The sequence below is a fragment of the Alkalihalophilus lindianensis genome, from assembly GCF_032843265.1.
Lineage (GTDB): Bacteria > Bacillota > Bacilli > Bacillales > Bacillaceae_D > Alkalihalophilus > Alkalihalophilus lindianensis.
Window position 1 is genome coordinate 1 of the sequence record NZ_JAWJBA010000983.1, and the last position, 239, is coordinate 239.

Annotated in this window: 1 pseudogene; it reads left to right on the forward strand. The window is 34.7% G+C overall.

The window, feature by feature from the left end:
* Positions 1-239 (forward strand): annotated as a pseudogene (locus RYX56_RS25055) (nitrite reductase); the annotation flags it as partial.

Below are 239 nucleotides of genomic sequence, written 5' to 3' on the forward strand. Positions count from 1 at the left end.
TAAAAATTGCCGTAAATGGGGGAATAGGGTTTGGGGCAAAACTAAACGCTAGACAACTTTTAATGATCTCAAAATATATGAGTGAAGATGAGGAACTTGAGTTAACAACATTCCAACAACTTTATATAGAAATTCCAGAGGATAAAAAAGAGGAAATTATGGAAGAATTCCGAAATGTTGGATTAGCATGTTATCCAGTTGGTAACTTCGTAAAGAGCTTGAGAACCTGTAACTTTTGC